This window comes from Actinosynnema sp. NPDC020468 (genome assembly GCF_040642015.1).
Classification (GTDB): Bacteria; Actinomycetota; Actinomycetes; order Mycobacteriales; family Pseudonocardiaceae; genus Actinosynnema.
The window spans coordinates 54,227-72,837 of sequence record NZ_JBFAEO010000003.1 but is presented as its reverse complement, the minus strand read 5'-3'; the positions used below and the strand labels follow the sequence as shown (position 1 = coordinate 72,837).

21 protein-coding genes are annotated in these 18,611 nt (G+C 69.3%); 11 read left to right on the top strand and 10 right to left on the bottom strand.

The annotated features are described in order from the left end of the window. Window positions 1-16: 16 nt before the first annotated feature. From AB0G50_RS03980 to AB0G50_RS03955, 6 genes are all read right to left on the bottom strand, one after another. Complete coding sequence (locus AB0G50_RS03980) at window positions 17-1,624, bottom strand: replication initiator (RefSeq protein WP_360101986.1); 1,608 nt, start codon at window positions 1,622-1,624, stop codon at window positions 17-19. Next, on the bottom strand, window positions 1,621-3,081 hold the full coding sequence (locus AB0G50_RS03975; RefSeq protein ID WP_360101984.1) for an FtsK/SpoIIIE domain-containing protein: 1,461 nt from the start codon (window positions 3,079-3,081) through the stop codon (window positions 1,621-1,623). Before AB0G50_RS03975 ends, AB0G50_RS03980 begins: the two co-directional genes overlap by 4 nt. A 241-nt stretch (window positions 3,082-3,322) precedes the next feature. Beyond that, entirely contained in the window at window positions 3,323-4,066 is a 744-nt protein-coding gene (locus tag AB0G50_RS03970) for a DUF5753 domain-containing protein (protein WP_360101982.1), read from the bottom strand. A 125-nt stretch (window positions 4,067-4,191) separates the two neighbouring features. Beyond that, window positions 4,192-4,431 (bottom strand): transcriptional regulator, encoded by a 240-nt coding sequence (locus AB0G50_RS03965; protein WP_360101980.1) that lies wholly within the window; start codon window positions 4,429-4,431, stop codon window positions 4,192-4,194. Then, complete coding sequence (locus AB0G50_RS03960) at window positions 4,428-4,757, bottom strand: hypothetical protein (RefSeq protein ID WP_360101978.1); 330 nt, start codon at window positions 4,755-4,757, stop codon at window positions 4,428-4,430. The genes AB0G50_RS03965 and AB0G50_RS03960 overlap by 4 nt, the downstream gene beginning before the upstream one ends. Before the next feature lie 3 nt (window positions 4,758-4,760). Further along, on the bottom strand, window positions 4,761-5,213 hold the full coding sequence (locus AB0G50_RS03955) for a hypothetical protein (protein WP_360101976.1): 453 nt from the start codon (window positions 5,211-5,213) through the stop codon (window positions 4,761-4,763). A 180-nt stretch (window positions 5,214-5,393) separates the two neighbouring features. Here AB0G50_RS03955 and AB0G50_RS03950 point away from each other — a divergent pair, with 180 nt between their 5' ends. The 5 genes from AB0G50_RS03950 to AB0G50_RS03930 all read left to right on the top strand — a co-directional run bounded on the left by AB0G50_RS03950 (window position 5,394) and on the right by AB0G50_RS03930 (window position 9,917). Then, window positions 5,394-6,275, top strand: coding sequence for a DUF5919 domain-containing protein (locus AB0G50_RS03950; RefSeq protein WP_360101974.1), 882 nt, complete (start codon window positions 5,394-5,396; stop codon window positions 6,273-6,275). Further along, window positions 6,275-7,063 (top strand): inositol monophosphatase family protein, encoded by a 789-nt coding sequence (locus AB0G50_RS03945; RefSeq protein WP_360101972.1) that lies wholly within the window; start codon window positions 6,275-6,277, stop codon window positions 7,061-7,063. Before AB0G50_RS03950 ends, AB0G50_RS03945 begins: the two co-directional genes overlap by 1 nt. A gap of 557 nt (window positions 7,064-7,620) precedes the next feature. Continuing rightward, on the top strand, window positions 7,621-8,508 hold the full coding sequence (locus tag AB0G50_RS03940; RefSeq protein ID WP_360101970.1) for a DUF5677 domain-containing protein: 888 nt from the start codon (window positions 7,621-7,623) through the stop codon (window positions 8,506-8,508). Window positions 8,509-8,845: 337 nt separating this feature from the next. Continuing rightward, complete coding sequence (locus tag AB0G50_RS03935; RefSeq protein ID WP_360101968.1) at window positions 8,846-9,634, top strand: inositol monophosphatase family protein; 789 nt, start codon at window positions 8,846-8,848, stop codon at window positions 9,632-9,634. An 82-nt stretch (window positions 9,635-9,716) separates the two neighbouring features. Further along, the gene (locus AB0G50_RS03930; RefSeq protein WP_360101966.1) at window positions 9,717-9,917 is read left to right on the top strand and encodes a hypothetical protein; all 201 of its coding nucleotides are present in this window, start codon (window positions 9,717-9,719) and stop codon (window positions 9,915-9,917) included. A 100-nt stretch (window positions 9,918-10,017) separates the two neighbouring features. On the opposite strand, the gene AB0G50_RS03925 is transcribed toward AB0G50_RS03930, so the two are convergent. From AB0G50_RS03925 to AB0G50_RS03915, 3 genes are all read right to left on the bottom strand, one after another. Next, on the bottom strand, window positions 10,018-10,767 hold the full coding sequence (locus AB0G50_RS03925; protein WP_360101964.1) for a lytic polysaccharide monooxygenase: 750 nt from the start codon (window positions 10,765-10,767) through the stop codon (window positions 10,018-10,020). A gap of 237 nt (window positions 10,768-11,004) precedes the next feature. Beyond that, window positions 11,005-11,391, bottom strand: a complete 387-nt coding sequence (locus AB0G50_RS03920; protein WP_360101962.1) for an NUDIX domain-containing protein — start codon at window positions 11,389-11,391, stop codon at window positions 11,005-11,007. Between the two features lie 21 nt (window positions 11,392-11,412). Continuing rightward, the gene (locus AB0G50_RS03915; protein ID WP_360101960.1) at window positions 11,413-11,838 is read right to left on the bottom strand and encodes a MarR family transcriptional regulator; all 426 of its coding nucleotides are present in this window, start codon (window positions 11,836-11,838) and stop codon (window positions 11,413-11,415) included. A 78-nt stretch (window positions 11,839-11,916) separates the two neighbouring features. On the opposite strand from AB0G50_RS03915, the gene AB0G50_RS03910 reads away from it, so the two are divergent. Both AB0G50_RS03910 and AB0G50_RS03905 read left to right on the top strand, forming a co-directional pair. Further along, window positions 11,917-12,837, top strand: a complete 921-nt coding sequence (locus tag AB0G50_RS03910; protein ID WP_360101958.1) for a hypothetical protein — start codon at window positions 11,917-11,919, stop codon at window positions 12,835-12,837. Between the two features lie 93 nt (window positions 12,838-12,930). Next, window positions 12,931-13,680 (top strand): sulfite exporter TauE/SafE family protein, encoded by a 750-nt coding sequence (locus tag AB0G50_RS03905; protein WP_360101956.1) that lies wholly within the window; start codon window positions 12,931-12,933, stop codon window positions 13,678-13,680. Window positions 13,681-13,688: 8 nt separating this feature from the next. Here the strand turns inward: AB0G50_RS03905 and hisC are convergent, their stop codons facing one another. Beyond that, window positions 13,689-14,756, bottom strand: coding sequence for a histidinol-phosphate transaminase (gene hisC, locus AB0G50_RS03900; RefSeq protein WP_360101954.1), 1,068 nt, complete (start codon window positions 14,754-14,756; stop codon window positions 13,689-13,691). Window positions 14,757-14,877: 121 nt separating this feature from the next. Here hisC and AB0G50_RS03895 point away from each other — a divergent pair, with 121 nt between their 5' ends. The 4 genes from AB0G50_RS03895 (at window position 14,878) to AB0G50_RS03880 (ending at window position 18,595) form a co-directional block, all read left to right on the top strand. Further along, window positions 14,878-15,567: a dienelactone hydrolase family protein gene (locus tag AB0G50_RS03895; protein ID WP_360101952.1), complete on the top strand. Its 690-nt coding sequence runs from the start codon at window positions 14,878-14,880 to the stop codon at window positions 15,565-15,567. Window positions 15,568-15,825: 258 nt separating this feature from the next. Then, complete coding sequence (locus AB0G50_RS03890; RefSeq protein ID WP_360101950.1) at window positions 15,826-16,488, top strand: hypothetical protein; 663 nt, start codon at window positions 15,826-15,828, stop codon at window positions 16,486-16,488. After that, complete coding sequence (locus AB0G50_RS03885; protein ID WP_360101948.1) at window positions 16,488-17,834, top strand: PPE domain-containing protein; 1,347 nt, start codon at window positions 16,488-16,490, stop codon at window positions 17,832-17,834. Before AB0G50_RS03890 ends, AB0G50_RS03885 begins: the two co-directional genes overlap by 1 nt. Further along, entirely contained in the window at window positions 17,831-18,595 is a 765-nt protein-coding gene (locus AB0G50_RS03880; RefSeq protein ID WP_360101946.1) for an ESX secretion-associated protein EspG, read from the top strand. Before AB0G50_RS03885 ends, AB0G50_RS03880 begins: the two co-directional genes overlap by 4 nt. Window positions 18,596-18,611: the final 16 nt, after the last annotated feature.

The window sequence follows — 18,611 nt, the reverse complement described above, 5'->3', positions numbered from 1 at the left end:
CAGTTCCCCCAATCGGTCAGGCGGCATCCGGAATTGCCGAAACATCGGGTGGTGCGCCATGGGCCGCGAGTAGCGCCCGGTCGTACTCGGCTTTCCATCGGGTGCGTTCGGCGATGGCGTGCATGAGCTGGTGTGCGCGTGGCGGCACGTTGGGGTCGCCGGGCCGGACCTTGTTCCAGGTCAGTTGTGAGGTGTCGGGTTCGGGTTTGTCGATGCCCACGGCTTTGAGCGCGTCGAGGACGAACCGCTTCCGGTCGGCCCGGTGGTCGGCCAGCGTTTTCCCGGACCACTTCCGGGACACGAGCACGCGGCGGCCGGGGAGGCCGAGGGTGGTGCGGCGGTGTGCCCGGCCCTTGCAGTGGCCGGGGACGGTGCGGGGGCCGGCTGCGCGGGGTTGGACGCCGTAGCGCAGCCAGACCGGGCAGCGGTCGGAGCAGGGTGTGACGGCCAGTTCGTCGGCCAGGCGGTCCGCGTGGAGGCGTTTCCGGTCGGTGTCCGGCTCGACGACCTCGCCGATGGACTTGGTCAGGTACTTGGTGAGGTAGCCGATGTGGCGGCCGGCTTCCTGCGAGCCGCCCAGGATGCCCTTGGAATGGACCTGTCGTCCGAAGCGCACGACGTGGGCGGGCTCGTCCACCTGGTCGACGGCATCGGCCCAGGTCGGCAGCGGTTTCCGGGTGTCCGGGTCGACAAACTGCCTGGTGTCGGGGTCCCAGACCGGGACGTGGTCGGCGGGGTAGCGCAGTTCGTCGTGGGCGGGCCACCAGACCTGGTGGTAGGTGGCGGCGGTGACCAGGCGGATCGTGTCGTGGGGGATCGAGCCGCGGAGCGCGGCGTGCAGGTGGGGCGCCGCCCGACGTTGGGGTTCGACGGTGGCGAAGTACTGGACGTCCCAGCCCACGACGCGGCGGAGGTTCTGCCACCACCGGTCGATCAGGGAGGCGAAGTGCACCGCGTCCCGGGCGGCCCGCCGGTAGTCGTAGGACGCGGCGTCCACGGGGGTGCCGTCGTCGCGCACCCGTCCGTAGGTGTCCAGGGTGAGCGTGACGAACATCGACGGGCGGTACCCGCCGGCGAACTCCCGGCCGACCGTCCGCTTCTCCACTCGTCGCCGGGGCAGGTCGGGCGAGTCCTGCCGACGCTTCGTGGACCGCTTGACCGACGGCCGCTCCGGCAGGTCGGGCGTGGGAAAACGGCCCCGGACGCCGAGTTGCCGAAGTTCGGCGTCGACGCTGTGCACCTCTTCGCGCAGTTCCTCCGCGTGGCCGGCCTCGCCCGCGTCGACGGCTTCGCGGTACGCCTTCACGAGGTCCGCACGGAACGTCAGCAGCTCGGTCTGCGCCTCGGACGGCGGAGCCGGGGTGAAGTCGGGTTCCTCCGTCATGTGCCAGCCTTCACGGCAATGGGCCATCCGCAAAGCCTTGGCCTTGCGGGCACACGGCTTGCACACACTCTCCACAGTGGACCCGCACGGCACCGCCACGTACCGAACCTCGAAGCTCGCCCGGTCCTCGACCTCCATCGTGAACGGCCGCACGCACACCCCGTACTTCTCCGCCGCCGCCTTGGCCACCTCCAGCGCCACGGGCTGACGCATCCGCTCCACGCGTGTCCCCTCGCTCATGCCGCCGCCCCCGCCGAGCCGTCCGACCGCTCCGGGAAGGCGTGCACCGTGCCACCGGCCAGGAACCCGCCCAACTCCACGAGATCCGCGTCCGTGACGTGGAACGCCCGAGCACGTTCGGGTTCGCGCTGCCCGTCCTGCTTGGTCCAGGCCACGCCCGGGGTGTTCTCGCCGATCTCGTGTGCGGCTGCTCCGCGTTGGCGGACGCCGTCGCCCAGGACCATGTCGACCTGCCCCGGTTCGTCCAGCCGCAGGGCGACCCGGGTGGTGAACAGGTGTCGGAAGGACACGACTTCCTTGCGCGGGTCCTGCACCAGCCCGACGACCGCGTAGCCGGGTGCCCGGCCTTGGGAGGTGATCGTCTGGATGGCGCGCTGTGCGCGTTCGCGGAGCTGCCTGTCCGGTTGATAGGCGATCAGGTCCGCCAGCTCATCGACCACCAGGATGGTGAACGGCTCGCCCGTGGAGCGTGCCCACAATCGCCGCACACCCCGGTAGCGGGTCGCGCGTTCCTTGACTTCGGTGGCGATTTCCTCAAGCAGGGCAACAGCTTCCGGCCCGTTGTCGTACACCACCCGATCGAACGCGTCCGGGCACTGGCCCAGCTCCATCCCGCCCTTGGGATCGATCCCCATCAGGCGAACGAGGCCGTCACGGACCGACGGGGCGAGCTGCCACACCAGCGACCACAACACCGACCCCTTGCCCGCGCCAGGCACCCCGACGATCAACACCTGGGACCCGAGCAACCGCAGTCGCCAAGGACGGCCCGTCTCGGTGACCCCGACCGTGACCCGCTTGAGGTCCACCTCGCCCGGAAACGCCGGCACCGGTACCGGGCGCGCCAACGGGTCGGAGTGCACGAAGTCCAGCTCCACGACCCGCGGACGGACCACCCGCACCCGACACGACAGGGCACCGAACGCGTGCGCCAACTCCTCCCGCCGCAACTCCCACACCTCCGGGGACTGCGCCGGCACCATCCGCACCCGAACCCGATCCCGCCACCCCTCAGACCGCACCCGCCGAAGACGAGGCCGGTACTCACGACCCCGATCCCGCTTGGCCAACTCCGCCAGCCGCATCACCGACCGCCACCGCGGCACGTACACCGTCGCCCGCCGCCATTCGGTCAACAGCCGCAACCACCCGTGCCGGACGAACGACCCGCGATCCCACCCCGCCCAGATCGTCAGACCCGCAACCAGCGACAACAACGCCAACACCAACGGCGACAACCCGAACCGCCACCAGCACCACGCCGACAGCGCAGGTGTCAGAGTCGCCACCGGATACCGAACGACGACGAGCACCAGGCGCACGACACCGACCACGACCAACCAGGCCAGGACGACCACCGCGGCCGGCCACTTCGCCTTGCCCGGCACCAGAACCCACCAGGGCAACCGAGGACGCGCGCCCTCGAACGGTGCCGGGTCGACCCACCGCCGACTCACCGGTCACCACCAGGTGCCGAATCCACCCATTTCGTTGCGCGCACACATCCACTTGACGTGCGCACCCAACCTGCTGCTATCTTTGCCATGACCGGTACACCTCGTTCTCATTGGGCGACAATGTGAAGCGAAATCGGTCGACAAGGTCGCCGGGGACAGCCTGAGCCCGCCAAGACTTGTGGCTTGTCCCCGGCGAACCGTCAACCGGGAGAACTTTCGAATTACGGCAGCGCGACTGCTTTTACTTCGCGTCGGCGACGTTCATGCCGCGCCGTTTGCCGTACCAATCGGTCAGGTCGTAGAGGAATTCCCGCGACCGCTCACCCTCCAGCGCCGCAGCCCGGATACTGTGCACTCGGTCGCGATAGACCGCGATGTCGTCCGGCCGGTCGAGCAGCAGACTGGCGGTGTCCAATTCCAGGTGAGCCACCGTCGGATAGGAATCGTGCTCCATCAGCGTGAACTGACCCCGGGACCACGCCGCCCCGGGAGTTCCGGCGGGAACGACCCGAACGGTCACGTCCTCCCGCCCGGCCAACTCCGCCAGGCGCAGGAGCTGGTCCTCCATCACGCCGTGATCCCCGACGACCGCGCGCAACGCGGCCTCCGGCACCAGGAACTCGAACTCCCGCGTGAGAGGCTCGGACAGGATCCGCTGCCGGTGCATCCGGGCCTCGACCCACGCCCCGGCGTCGGACGTGTCCAGCAGCACGCGCGCGTACTCCCTGGTCTGCGCCAACGACGGCACCGCGGTCGGGTCGAAGACGATCACCGCCGACGCCTCCGACTCACACCGCAATACCATCCACACGGCATCCGGACCCGCCGGCAGGTGCCGATGTGCCAACAGGTCGCCGTCGGCCTGCCAGTCCGCCTCGACCACCCGGTCGTAAAACTCCGGCGGAGCCCCCACCTCGTCCAGACAACGACACGCGTCGTCCACCGGGAAACTCCGGAGCCCTTCCTCCAGTCGGTCGAGCCTCAACCGGGGCCACCCCATCGCGGCCGCGAGTTCGGTACGGCCGAGTCCGGCCGCCACACGCGCCTCACCCACTGTCCCGCCGACCACCCGGTCGTGAATCCGCACCCCGAGATACGACTCCGACACCATCACTCCACCGTCCCGGCCACAACGAACAAATCATCGAACTGCATCGGCGACAACGCGGTCAACGCGCCACCGATGAACGCCGGCCCCGGAAACAATTCCCCGGAACGCACCCTCGCCACCGTCGACCGGTTCAACTTCATCACCTTCGCCAACGCGTAATCCGAATACAGGCCCGCAAGCCGTGCGGCCCTCGTGAACCTGTCGAACTGAAGTCGCACCGTGTACTGATCATGAGTCACCCGCCCACCTCCGAACGATCGCTCTCACCCGTCGGCCGCAACACGCCTTTGATCACCTCGCGGGCACCCCCCGCCGCACGTTCCTCGACCACCGCCTGGTGCTCGAAGGTCTCCGCCGCGTGCAAAGCGGCGGTCCTGGCCCACCAGGGCGTGGACTCCACCGCGGCGAGTTCCCGCCACAACCGGGCGACGTTCCGATAGGCAGGCGTGATCCGCGCCGCGGCAACCGGATCACCGGCGGTCACGTACCTGTTCGCGTCGTGCGCCGACGTGTACTCCTGGTACGCGGTCTGCCAGTCCGCCAACAACTTCGGCAGCTCGGACAAGGTTCACGCCGCCTTCGAAGCGTCCGTGTTCCCGCCGCCCGACTTCGGTTGCGCCCCACGCCCCGCCGCCCGGAAACCCGTGGCGCGGAACAGGTACGACTGGTACTTGAACTCCCCGTTGCCCGCGACACGCGGCTCAGCCGTCAACCCGTCCAACTCCACCGGCCGCATCCCCGGCAACACCTCCGTGGTGGACGGCACCGGCTGAACGTCGGCGAGCAACGTGACCTCGAAGCTCTGCCGCTTGGCGTTGGGCTCGTGCGGGTCGGTGACCGACACCTTCCACTGCCGCTTGCCGGTCGCCTCGTCCATGCGTTGACGCACCGGCCGTCCCTGCGCCTTCTCCTCGCGCGACTGGTACTCGACGTCCGGCATCACCTCGCCGACCATCACCAGCCCGTTGGGGAACGCGTCCTCGAACGAGACCGGGAACCGGTAACCCCTGCTGATCGCCATTGGTGTGCTCCTGATGGGTGAGCCGCACGTGTTGCGGCTTGCCCACCCAGATTCGGCACAGATCAGTCCCGTCCGATTCCCGCGCAGGTCTCGCCTGGTGCGCGGCGGGCTCGGATCGTCTCGTCTTGGTCTCGTCTTGGTGCTACGGTCGGCCGAGCGGACCACGCCAGGGGAGGCCGGATGGCCGAGGAGACCACGCTGTTGAAGGTGCTGCTCAGGCAACGCCACATGCACGGCTACCGGACGTTCTGCAAGGAGTACGACCGGGTGGCGAAGCAGTTCGACACGGACCTGATCGGCAAACACCCGAGCAAAGCCCAGTTCTACCGCTGGACCTCAGGAGAACTGCTGGGCCTGCCCTACTCGGACCACTGCCGAATCCTCGAAAAGATGTTCCCCGGCTGGACGGCCGACCAACTGCTGTCCCCGCACGAAGACGACGCGGACAGCCTGATCACCCCGCCCCCAAGGTCCGCCAGCCACCCCGTGCCCCGGCCCGTCCAACTGCCACAGCCGGCTCGACTCGCGGACGTGACGGCCGTGTATCCCAGTCGCACGGAGTTCCTGCACAACCTCACTCCGCGCGACCTGTTCGACGGCACACGGGAAATCCACATCACGGGCCTGTCGCTCAACGTGCTGTGCCAGCAGTACTCGGACCGCAGCCTCCTGGACGCCGTCGAAGGCGGCACCATGATCAGAGCTCTGTTTCTCGACCCGGACGGCGTCAACATCACCGCGAGGGAGGCGGAGGAGGAGTTGCCACCCACCCACCTCAGCACCCTCACCCGCCTCAACATCGAGGCACTGCGCCGAGTGGGCAACAAGGTTTCCTCAACCGCACAGGGCCGCCTGGAGATCCGCGTCTACGACGAACCGCTCCGCTACAACATCCTGGTCACCGACCAGGCGAGGTGCGTCGTCCAGCCGTACCTGCCGAACGCGCGCGGCGTCGAGTCGCCCACACTGGTCATCGAGAAGGACGAGACGACGCCGGGCCTCTTCGGCACCTTCTCCCAGGTCTTCGACTCCATGTGGACACGCGCGAAGGAGACGCCCTAGTGCGCTCGCTCGACCAGTTGGCCAAGATCGCGGAATCCGCCGTCCAGATGGCCGGAGATCTACTTCAAGGCTCCAGGCCACAGGTCGTCACCACGAAATCGGACCGCGACACCTTCACCGACATCGATGTCCTGATCGAACGGAAGGTCCGGTTCTACCTGGCCGACGCCACCCCCGACATCGCGTTCCTGGGCGAGGAGGAGGGCTACTCGAATCAGATCACCGACAGCCCGTACACCTGGGTCCTGGACCCGGTGGACGGAACCGCGAACTTCGTCCACGGCGTACCCCTGTCAGCCGTCTCGCTGGCCCTGGTAAACGACAACACCGCCGTGGTCGGAGTGATCAGCCTTCCCCACCTGCACCTGACCTACACGGCTGTCCACGGAGGCGGCGCGTACGTCAACGGCCAACCCATCAAGGTCAGCGGCGTGACCGAGCTGTCTAGCGCGATGGTCGCGATCGGCGACTACGCAACCGGCACCGGAGCCGAGGACAAGAACACCCGACGAATCGCCCTCACCACGGCCTTGGCCAGCCGGGTGGAGAGAATCCGCATGTTCGGATCGGCGGCCCACGACCTCGTGTGGTTGGCCGAGGGGCGAGTAGACGCCGCCCTGATTCTTGCCAACGAACCTTGGGACGTGGCGGCCGGCGTCCTCATCGCACGAGAAGCGGGCGCACTGGTAGTCGACGCCTCGGGCGCCACCCACAACTCACAGTCCGCCGACACGATCGCCGCAACCCCCGCAATCGTGGACCAGCTCCTAGCCATCATCCCCGCGTGACCTGAGCCGCCACCGGAATCACTGCCGAATTCAGCTCTATGGGATCAAGGCGCGCCGCCTGCGGCGACGCGCAGCCAGGCAGTCCCCGCGTTTGCGTCGGCTCCCCGCATCGCGGCACGCCGGGCTCCCGCTCCGCTCCGCCCGACGACCACGCGCGGAGCCGACGCACCCGGTACAGCCGGCGGCGCGCACCCACACTCGGCGTACCAAATTCTCCAGCGGCAACGAGCACCAGGCCGACGCCGGGGGCAGCGCCCAGCGGCTCGGGTCCGGGTCGATCGCGTGGTCCAAGACCTTCGTGTGGGTCGGGGCGATCGGCTGCCGCGACGGCTCCGCCGCCTTGCCATCGAGCGGCGAATGCTCGGTGACTGGTTCGTGAGCTGGCGTAGCTCGCTTGTCACTAGGTAGGACTAAGTATCACCTCAGGTTGCATGTGGAACGGCAGTAAACTTGCCGTCTATGCGACAGGTGTGTTGCACTAAATCGAGAACCTTGCGGAGGAGGCGAATTTGACGTATCCGGGAGGTCCGGGCAGCCCTTCTTATAGGGGTGTTCCGGTGTCGATCATGGAGATGTCGCGATCGCTGATCTCGTGGAGCATTTTACGTTGCGAGGAAGTCAGCAAAAAGCTGTTTGAGAATGTTGATTACCTTAATCCTGCAATTCTGCGCACCGCTATGTCTTCTTTTCCGAAGAGGCAGCGCTACTATATCAAGCGATATCTGCACAATACATTTACCGTTGCTTCGCTTTTGCAAAATAGTGCGATTGATCACGCGCGGGCGATTGAGCACCTTCTTTCGGGTTCTGCCGTCACCGTTTGGGCGCCACTGTCGCTGACTAGGGTGGTCATCGAGAGTTCGGTTCGGGCGCGGTATCTGATCGATCCCGAAGCTCCTGCCGCCGAGATCGTCCTACGCGGTGCTGCCGCTCTGCTTGACGGCTTGCAGGAACAGAAGTCTTTGTCATCGCAATTCGACGTTTCTGTGCAGGCGACCGTGAGTGTTGCACTGGAGAAGGTGGAGAAGGATATAGCCCGAGCGGGTCTGCGTGTTGAAAGGTTCAACGGAAAGTTGAAGTATGTATATTGGCCGAATGCTGGACGGAAGGAACCTTGTAAACCGAGCGTCACCGATCTCGCCAAGAAGTGGATTTCGCACAGTCCCGGAATTTATGGCATCACTTCGGGTGCTGTTCATGGTGGCTACTGGTTGTCCGGCGCTTCGATAAGTCCGGATGGGTCTACCTTTCGGTCCGATCCTGAAAATATAGTTCTGTGTGCTTTGGCCGTAGCATTTTCACTCCGCCTGGTGGTACTTGCCGTGCATGAAATTCACTGCGTCGATGCGGATGAATACAGGATTAGTATCGACTGCAAGGCTAAGGAACTACTTGACCACTTTATTCAATGGAAGGAATATATGAAAAGTGGGTCGGCTCATTGAGTTTCTTGCCTTTTGGGGGCCGCAAGGAGCGTGTAGCAACGAGTGTAGCAACGAGGACGGACGGCGCTGAACGGCGTCGCACGTTTGACCAGGTCAGGTCGGCTGAAGTGGACCGGTTCGGACTGTCGGGAAGGGCGCATGCCAGCCTTGAAAGCGGGAGACGGGCAACCGTCCGGGGGTTCAAATCCCTCCGCTTCCGCTGGTGGGAGGGCGTGTCTTCGGTCCGGACCGTCGCACCCCCTCCGGTAGCAACGGGATCGGCCCGATTGGGCCGTGAGCCTCGTCCGGCCGTACTTGCCGAACGCGCGGTGTGGACACGCGCGAAGGAGACGCCCTGGTGCGCTCGCTCGACCAGTCGGCCAAGATCGCGGAATCCGCCGTGCGGATGGCCGGCGATCTGCTGGAAAACTCCAGACCTCAGGTCGTCACCGCGAAAGCGGACCGCGACACCTTCACCGATATCGACGTCCTGATCGAACGGAAGATCCGTTCCTACCTGGCCGACGCGACTCCCGACATCGCGTTCTTGGGCGAGGAGGAGGGCTACTCGAACCAGGTCACCGACAGCGGCTACACCTGGGTCCTGGACCCGGTGGACGGCACCGCGAACTTCGTCCACGGCGTACCCCTGTCAGCCGTCTCCCTCGCCCTGGTAAACGACAACACCGCCGTGGTCGGAGTCATCAGCCTCCCCCGCCTCCACCTGACCTACACGGCCGTCCAAGGCGGCGGCGCGTACGTCAACGGCCAACCCATCAGCGTCAGCGGCGTGACCGAACTGTCCGGCGCGATGGTCGCGATCGGCGACTACGCAACCGGCACCGGAGCCGAGGAGAAGAACACCCGGCGAATCGCCCTCACCACGGCTCTGGCCGGCCGAGTGGAGAGAATCCGCATGTTCGGATCAGCAGCACACGACCTCGTGTGGCTCGCCGAAGGACGAGTAGACGCCGCCCTGATTCTCGCCAACGAACCTTGGGACGTGGCGGCCGGCGTCCTCATCGCACGAGAAGCGGGCGCACTGGTGGTCGACGCCTCAGGCGCCACCCACGACTCGCAGTCCGCCGACACGATCGCCGCAACCCCCGCAATCGTGGACCAACTCCTCGCCATCATCCCCGCATGAACCGAGCCGCCACCCAAATCAACGGGCGGGAAGGGCGCGGGTCGGCCTTGAAAGCGGAGGCGGGCGACCCGTCGTGGACCCGGTGAGTCGGTACCTCGACCTGGTCGACGAGTACCTGCGGCAGCACCCCGACCAGCGGGTGGGGCAGGCGTATTACAACGTCCTCCGGATCGGGTGGCCGCACCTCGCACCCGAGGTCGACTGCTTCAGTCGCGATTACCGCCTGCCCGCGTTTCTCGACTGGGTGGAACGGGCCCTGGGTGAAGAAAGTCGAGTGAAATGATTCCCCCGGCACGGTCGAAACCACTCGGAATGCCGTAGGGCGGCGGCGCCGAAGCGTCCGCCGCCCTACTCCGCCACTGCGAAAGGCGTCGCGCCCGGAACTACAGGCGCTGCCAGAGCGACGCCACGTTCGGCGGTTCCCAGCCCGCCAGTGAGGTGTGCGACTGCAAGCACTTGTACGACGACCCGCCGTAGGTCACCTGCGTGCCCGCCGGGTACGACACCCCCGCCGCCCACGCGCCTCCCGGTGCCGGGGTCGTGGTGGTCGGACGGGTCGTCGTGGTCGGCTCCGTCGTGGTGGTCGGCTCCGTGGTCGTCGGACCGGGCCCACCGGGCCCGACCTGAAGATCCACGCACGCGTAGAACGCCATCGCCGTGTCCGCGATGTTCCACACCGCCAGCACCTTCTGCCGACCCTGCCTGCCGCCCAGGCTCACCGCGTGCCGCACGGTCGACCCCGGCTGCCTGCCGTGGTCGTTGAACTCGGCCAGCTTCGTGCCGCCGATGAAGTACTGCCACGTCGTCGTCGCGTGGTTCGCCGTGATCACCCAGTTGAACGTCACGTTGTCGGTGACGGAGGCGACCGGCCACGCCTTGCTGTCGTCGCTGAGCGGCGCCCAGCGGCCGTCGCCGCCGTGGCAGTTGGTCTGGCCCTTGGGGCCCTCCACGCTCGCGGGTTCGTAGATGATGTCGCCGCACTGCTTGACCTTGCCCGCGGCGCAGTTGGCCTGCCTGCTGGGCGGTGACGTGATGTAACCGTGCGCACTCGCCGGTGCCGCCGCCACCACGACGACGAACGGGGCGACGGCCACGCCCGCGAGCACGGCCGCGAGCTTGCGTTTCAGGCTCATTGTCCAGCTCCTTCGGAGGAACCCCAAGGGGCGATCCCTGGGCAGGGTCCGAGATCCGCGGCGGCCGGGACGTCGCCGGTCGTGACACGGCGGTCACGGAAGGCGATGTGGTCTGGACCATAAACGGCAATCCGAAGGAGCGTCAATCAGCCGAACGGCCTGGTCAGGGCCTCGGCAGAAGTCCCGACGGGCGAACACCCGCCGGGACTCCACCCGTCGGCCCAGCACGAAGGCCGCTCAGCGCAGCAGCGACAGGAACTCGCCCTGCCCGCCCGCGAGCGACACCGAGGCGGCCGGCGCGAAGGAGCACTCGAACGACAGTCCCCGGTCGGAATCGCCGCCGGTCACCGTGTGCGCCCACCGGTCCAGCGGCGTCGCCGTGGTCGCGTGCGCGAACACCGTCACCTGACCCTCGACGTCCGTCTGCACGCCCAGCGGCGTCACCGCGGACACCGACAACCCGGTCTCCTCCAGCACCTCCCGCACCGCCGCGGCGTCCAGGCGCTCACCGGCGCGCACGCCGCCCGCCGGCACCTGGACACCCGCCTCCGCGTCGTCCCGCTGGGTGAACACCAACAGGTCCGAACCCCGCGTCACGTACACCGCCACGCGCACCCGCGTCATCGTCAAGCCCTCCAAGGGAAGTCAGGTCAGGGCCGACGAGCACCGCGCCAGGAGCGCCTCCAGGACCTGCCGCTCCTCCGCGCTGAACTCGTCCGCCAGCCGCCGTTCCACGGCCACCGCGCGCTCGTCCGCGATCTCGAACGCCGCCACACCGGCGGGCGTCAGCCGCGTCTCCAGCACGTTGCGGTGCACCTCGTGCGGCACGCGTTCGATCAAACCCGACGCGTCGAGGTTGCGCAGGACGGTGGTCATCGTCTGCGGGGTGACGCGGCACCGCCTGGCCAGCTCGGCGGCCGACACGCCCGGCTGCTCGGAGAGCACCAGCATCGCCGCGTACTGCGCCACGGTCAGGCCCGCCGGACGGACCGCGGCCTGCTTGGCGGTGTTCAGCTCGTTCTCGACGCGCTTGAGGTGGCCGCCCAGCCGCTGGTCGAACGGGAGTCCCATGGCCCGAGGATAAAGCGCTTGCCAGTTATCAGAGCCCTGACATAGCTTCGTTCACGTACTCAACTTCGAGGACGGAGCATGATGCGCTTCCTGATCGCACTACTGGCGCTGGCCCTGGTCACGGCGCCAGCGGCCGAGGCGGCACCCCGGGTGATCACCGGCCACGCCACCGCGCTCCACCCCGAGGGGATCGCCCGCGCGCCGCAGGGCTTCCTCGTCGGCTCGATGACCCGCGGCACGGTCGAACTCGTCCGCCGCGACGGCTCCACCACGACCCTCGCCTCCGACCCGGCGATGGTCTCCACGTTCGGCCTGCACGTCGCGAACGGCCGGATCTACGTCGCGTACGCCGACATGGGCGTCGGACCGCGCTCCACCCCGGCCACCGCGTACCACTCGTCCGGGCTCGGGATCTTCGACCTGCGCACCGGCCGGACCCTGCGCGTCGTCGACCTCGCGATCGGCGCCGGGAAGCACACCGCGAACGACGTGGCGCTCGACCGCGCGGGCAACGCCTACGTCACCGACCCGTCGAGCGACACCCTCTACGAGGTCGACGCGCGCGGTCGCGCCACGGCGTTCCTGAAGGACCCGAGGTTGGCGAGCACGAGCATCGGCCTCAACGGCGTCACCTGGCACCCGGCCGGTTTCCTGATCGCCGGCCGCTACGACACCGGCACCCTGTTCAAGATCCCGCTGGACCACCCGGAGGCCTTCACCGAGATCACCACCGACCGCGCCCTCGTCGGCGCCGACGGCATCCAGTTGCGCCCCGACGGCGGCCTGACCGTCGTCACCAACTCCCTCGGCGCCCAGGGCACCCCGGCCGTCACCGTGCTGCGCAGCACCGACGGCTGGCGCACCGCCCGCACGACCCGGCGCGTCGAGCTGCCGGGCACCCAGCCGACCACCGTCGACGGCGACCGGGTCGTGGACGGCGACCTCGAGGTGCTGCTCGCCGGCGGCACGTCCGACACCTTCACCCTGCGCCGCTTCTGAAAGCGAGGACGGGTGGCGGTGAGGCCTTGGCCACACCGCCACCCGTCCGGCGCAGTGTTAGCGTCGCTGACCAAAACCAGGGGAGGCACACCGGTGACGACGCTCGAAGCCATCATCGTCGTCCTGGCGGGTGTGTTCGCCGGCGCCATCAACACCGTCGTCGGCTCCGGCACGCTGGTCACGTTCCCGGTCCTGCTCGCCGTCGGCCTGCCGCCGGTCACCGCGAACGTCTCCAACAGCCTCGGCCTCGTCCCCGGTTCGCTCAGCGGCGCGTGGGGCTACCGCCGCGAGCTCGAGGGCCAGGCGGGCCGGGTCAAGCGCCTGCTGCCCGCGTCGATCCTGGGCGGGATCGTCGGCGCGGTCCTGCTGGTGCTGCTGCCCGCGAACGCGTTCTCCGCGATCGTGCCGGTGCTGATCGTCATCGCCCTGGTGCTGGTGGTGATCCAGCCGTGGCTCAACAAGAAGCTCGCCGAGCGCGAGCGCCACGAGCACGGCGGCGTCGCGCTGTGGATCGGCGTGTTCCTGGCCGGCATCTACGGCGGCTACTTCGGCGCGGCGCAGGGCGTGCTCGTCATGGGCCTCATGGGCGTGCTGATGAACGAGCACCTGCAACGCATGAACGCGCTCAAGAACGTGCTGACCGCGTTCGTGAACCTGGTCGCGGGCGTGCTGTTCATCTTCATCGCCGACGTGTCGTGGCTCGCCGTGCTGCTGCTCGCGGTCGGCTCCACGGTCGGCGGTCAGCTCGGCGCGAAGATCGGCCGCAAACTCCCACCCGCCGTGCTGCGCGGCGTGATCGTGGTGGTGGGAGTCGCGGCCATCGTGCAGCTACTGACCCGCTGACGGGTCGGTCACCCGGTGAACGACCGGGCCGCCGCCAGGAACGCGTCGTTCTCCTCGGGCTCGCCGATCGTCACCCGCGCGCCGTCGCCCGGGAACGCCCGCACGACCACCTTGTGCGCCAGGCAGTGCTCGTTGAACTCCGCCGTGCGCTCGCCCAGCGGCAACCACACGAAGTTCGCCTGCGACACCGGAACCTCGAACCCGGCGGACTCGAGCTCCGCGCGCACCCGACCGCGTTCGGCCACGATCGCCCGGCACCGCACCATGAGCTCGTCCTCGGCGTCGAGCGACGCGATCGCGGCCGCCTGCGCCAGCGCGTTCACGCTGAACGGCACGTAGACCTTGCGCAGCGTCGTCGCCACCTCCGGCGAGGCCACCGCGTAGCCGACCCGTAGCCCGGCGAGCCCGTAGGCCTTGGAGAACGTGCGCAGCACCGCCACGTTGTCCCGGCCGCGCGCCCACTGCGCCTTGGCCAGCTCGACGCCGTCCGGCACGTGCGGGTCGTCGACGAACTCCTTGTAGGCCTCGTCGATCACCACCAGCACGTCCGAGGGCACCTTCGCGATGAACGCCTCGATCTCCTCGGTGCGCAACGCGGTTCCGGTGGGGTTGTTGGGGTTGCACACGAAGACCAGCCGCGTCTTCTCCGTCACGGCGGCCGCCATCGCGTCCAGGTCCAGGCCGTGGCCCGCGGTCAGCGGCACCCTGGTCTGGCCCGCGCCCACCACCGCGCTGATCAACGGGTAGGCCTCGAACGAGCGCCACGGGAACAGCACCTCGTCGGCCTCGGTGCAGGTCGACTGCACCAGCTGCTGGCACAGCGTCACCGATCCGCACCCGACGGCCACCTGCGCCGCGGGCACGCCGAGTTTGTCTCCGAGGCGCGCCACGAGGTCGGTGGCGGCGGTGTCGGGGTAGCGGTTCACGGCGGTGGCCGCGTCCGCGATCGCCCGGACCACGCTCGGCAGCGGTCCGGCGGACACCTCGTTGCTCGCCAGCTTGATCGCGCCGGGAACGGTTTTGCCGGGCACGTAACTGGGTAGCGCGGAGAGGTCGGCGCGGGTTCGCACGGTCATCCGAGGACTCCTTCCGGTCTTCTGGGCGCGACCGTAACCCGCGCGCGGGCCGGATGGGACGCGGGAGAGGTCTGGTTGCTCACGTTGACTGCCGTTAACCCCCACGTGGAAGGGTTGGGACATGACACCTACCCGCACCGAGACGCTTTCGCTGACCGACGGCAGGCAGCTCCGGCTGACCGTCGCCGAGCCGGAGAACGCCGTCCGCGGTGGCCTCGTGGTGCTGCACGAGGCGCGTGGAGTGACCGACGCCGTCCGCGGGTTGGTGAGCGGTCTGGCCGCCGAGGGGTGGATCGCGGTCGCGCCCCACCTCTACGACGGCGAGGGCGACGAGTTCGACGGCGACGAGGTCAGCGCGAAGGTCTCCGGCCTGTCCGGCGAGTCCGTGCTGAACGACACGGACGTCGCGTTCCTCTGGTTGGCGCAACGCGGCGTGAGCAACGACCGGGTGGGCGTCATGGGCTTCGACCTGGGCGGATCGGTCGCGATGGTGGTTGCGGGAAGCCGAAGCATCGGCGCGGCGGTCACGGTGGGTGGCGGCGGGATCCTCGAGCCGCTGTCCGACGGGCTGCCGTCGCTGCTGGAGGTCGCGGGCGAGCTCGCGTGCCCGTGGCTCGGCCTGTACGGCGACGAGGACGCGGAGATCCCGAACAGCGACGTGGAGAAGCTGCGCGACGCGGCGGCCGCGGCGCCGGTGGCGACCGACGTGGTCCGCTTCCGGCACACCGGCCACCGGTTCGACACCTCGCCGGAGGCCAGCGCCGAGGCCTGGCAGCGCGCGTTGAACTGGTTCGACGCGCACCTGAGGTAAACCTCTTGGGGGAGGGTTGGAACCGGAACGCCTTCCCGGTACATCTAAGGAGAGCGCCCGGAACGCCGACGCGGGCGCGTGCCCGGGTAACGCACGGCGCGGCTGCGGCGAACAACCGCAGTGCAGGGGGTAATGATGAGCGACGGGAACACGGTTCCACTGGGACAACCGGCACCGCTGCCGTTTTCGCAGCCGGCGCCGGTCCCGGCCGCCGGGACACCTCCGGTGGCGCCCTACACGGCCGATCCATCTCCGACGGTGACCCTCGGTGCCGGCAACCCCGGCCTGATCGGCTCCGTCCCGCCGGTCTACCCGATCGGCACACCCGCACCACAGGCTCCGGCGGCCTTCTCGGCGGTGAACCCGACCCCGCCGGTGACGCCCGTCCAGCCCGTCACGCCGGTCCCACCCGTGACGCCGGTCGCGCCGACGCCGTCCGTCGCGTCCCCGACGCCGGACACCGCGGCCACGCAGACGATCACCACGCCCGCGGCCACCCCGACGACGCCGGCCACGCCGACCTTTACCGGCGCCGCGCAGTCGGACCTGGCCGACGCCAAGGACGCGCTCGGCGCGGTCGACAAGTCCAGCGTGAAGCTGTCGCTCGACCGGCAGTCGGTGATGGAGCTGCTGGCGATCATCGGGCAGGCCCGCGACCTGGTCAGCGGCGTGCGCACGTCCGCCGCGACGAGCCTGGACGTCGAGCTGAAGTTCGGCAACAACTGGGTGAGCGACGCGATCGGCCGCCGGCTGCACGACGTCGCGGTCGGCAACGAGGGTTCCGCGGTGTCGGTCGTCGGCGACTTCCTGAAGGTGCTGGTGGAGGTCGAGGAGACGATCCGCAAGGCGGTCAGGAACCTGGAGGACGCGGAAGAGGAAGTGTCCGGCGCGGTGCGGTTCGCCGGGGGAGGCAGGAGCTGATGGGCGGCAAGGGCGGCGGCCGGCAGGGCGGTCAGGGCCAGTCGGGCGGTGGTCAGGGCCAGACGGGTCGGTACGACGACGGCCAGTACCACGGCGGCGGCGGCAACGACCAGCCGTCGCACCTCGGCGAGAAGGTCGACTGGCTGGTCTACACGCACCAGGCGCTCTACGACATGGTGCACACCGGCGTCGACCTGAACAGCGCGCAGACCGCGAAGTCCGAGTGGTCCTCGATGGGCAAGTCGCTGGGCGAGGTGCAGCAGCTGCTGGCCAAGGCGATCACCCAGTCCAGCCAGGCGTGGGAGGGCGAAACCGCCGACCGCGCCCGCAACGCGCTGGAGCAGGTGGAGAAGTGGGCGCTCAACACCAGCGACCACGCGGAGAACGTCGCCACCTGCATCGGCGAGGAGATCCAGCACGTCCAGACCGCGCGCGACATGATGCCCGCGCCGTCGCCGCTGCCGCCCGTGGTCACTCCGGTGACCGGCGCGCCCGGCGCGCCCGTGACGGCTCCCGGCACGCCCGCGCCCGTGGCGACGAACCCGGCCACCCGGTCGGGGCTGGTCGACCCGGTCACCGGCGCCACGCCGACACCGACGCCGCAGAGCCCGTTCACCGGCGTCGGCAACGTCGCGCAGCCGGTCGTCGGCGCGGTCACCGAGGCCGACGCGCAGCACCGCCAGGCCGCCGAGGTCATGGCGCTGTTCCAGCAGAACTCCTACGAGGTCGGCCGCACGCTCCCGGCGTTCGCGCCGCCGACCAACCCGGTCGCGGTGACCAACCCGACGCCGCCGACCCACGGTTCCGGCCCCGGTTCCGGTCCCGGCACGGGCACGCCGCACTCGCCCGACACGCACACCTCGGGCACCACCGACCCGGCCTCGACCACGACGCCCACGCCCACCGGCGTGCCGACGACGACCACGCCGCAGTCCGGCGCGGCCGCGGCGAGCGGTGGCGGCGGAGCGTTCGGCGGTGGCGGTTTCGGCGGCTACGGCGCGGGTCGCGGCTCGCTGCCCTCCCCGGTCACGGCCTCCGGCGGCGGTTCGGGCTCCGGCTCGGCCGGTGTCGGCTCGCTGTCCTCGCCCGGCGTGGCGACGGGCGCGCTGGCCAACGAGTCCCGCGGCGGCGGTTCCGCGCCCGGTGGCGTGACGAGCCAGTTCCAGGCGCCGAAGAACGTGACGCCGCAGTCCGGCGGGATGATCGGCGGCCCGATGGCGCCGCCGCCCATGGCGCCCACCGGTGGCGGCGGGGAGGCCCGCGACCACACCCGGCGCAGCATCCTGGAGGAAGAGGACGACGTCTTCGGCGTCGACCGCGCCGCCCCACCGGTGATCGGCCTGTGAGCGAACGCGTCTTCCGGTTGAGCGAGGCGGAGTTCTTCCTGCTGTGGCAGGAGGTCCACCGCGACACCAGGCCCGTGCCGCTGGGCGTGCGGCACGTCGGCTTCACGCAGGCCGCGCGGGCCCGTTCGGCGGAGGACGCGTCGCGCGGGTTGGCCGCGCGCGGGTACGGCACCGTGTCGCGGCCCGAGCCCGAACTGGCCGGCCTGCTGCACGGGCTGGCCGAGTACGAGGTGGGCCTGGAGGTCGTGTTCACCGCGCGCGGTCAGCAGGCGCGCGGGCTGGCCACCGTCGGGCGGCACGGCGCGTTCGCCGGCCGGATGGGCGACTCGGTGCAGGTCACCGGGTTCCGCCCGACCGCGCTGGCGTCCACCACGGTCGGCACCCTGCCCGCCGCGCCGACCGGCACCGGCCGTTCGGTGAACGTGCGCTGGGAGGACTACCTGGCCGCCGGTCGCGCGGGCGAGGAGGACGGCGCCGAGGGCTTCCTGGACGTGCTGCGCGGCGTCGGGATGCGCGAGCCGGAGATGAACACCCTGATGCGGGCCGTGACGACGCGCAGCGGCGGCGGCGAGGTGGCCGTGATCGCCCGCAACCGCAACGGCTACCTGCACCACACCGGCGACTCGGTGTCCTGGCTGGACACCGCCGAGGGCCGGTACCTGCTGCGCCGCGACCGGCAGTGGCTCGTCGTGACCCCGACCGACGCGCCGCGCCTGACCTCGGCGGTCGAGACCCTGGTGGCGGGCGCCGGCCGGAACTAGCCCGGTGTGTGGAGAC